The sequence below is a fragment of the Neobacillus drentensis genome, from assembly GCF_036965245.1.
GTDB classification, from domain to species: Bacteria; Bacillota; Bacilli; order Bacillales; family Cytobacillaceae; genus Neobacillus; species Neobacillus drentensis_G.
Genome location: NZ_JBALPG010000036.1, coordinates 1 through 464, shown reverse-complemented (window position 1 = coordinate 464; position 464 = coordinate 1). Strand labels below are relative to the sequence as shown.

At 35.1% G+C, this 464-nt stretch carries 1 protein-coding gene and 1 pseudogene; both read right to left on the bottom strand.

Annotated elements, in window-relative coordinates:
* Window positions 1-218: 218 nt before the first annotated feature.
* Entirely contained in the window at window positions 219-341 is a 123-nt protein-coding gene (locus V7150_RS09195) for a hypothetical protein (protein WP_335516597.1), read from the bottom strand.
* 18 nt (window positions 342-359) lie between these two features.
* A pseudogene (locus V7150_RS26580) lies at window positions 360-464 on the bottom strand (hypothetical protein); the annotation flags it as partial.

Genomic DNA, 464 nt, shown 5'->3' with positions numbered 1-464 from the left:
CCATTTTCTTCAAGATACTAACTTTTGTTTTTAAAATAACAATCCACAATAACATTATTTATTGAATGTTGGTCTTATTCTAAAAGAATAAAATGTATTTTTCTCCCATAATCTATTCGATGAAACCTTTGTGAAAACAGATAGAACCAACCCTACAAAACGTAAGAGTTGGTTCTATCTTTGTTTCAATTATTTGTTGATCCATGCACCGTCTTTACCTAGTTTGTAGCCTTGGATTTTGGTGTTGGCAGCCATTTTACCGTTTGCATATAGGCAATACCACTTACTGTCTGTAAATCCCCATCCCGTTTGCATGTACCACTAGTATTCATGAAGTACAAGCTGTCATTTACTTTTGCCTAGCCTATCTTCATTGCTTCCAGAACATCCAGGAAATACCATTTTCCGTTTACTTTTACCCATCCTGTTTGCATTTCACCGGTCTTTTTGTCTAGATAGTACCA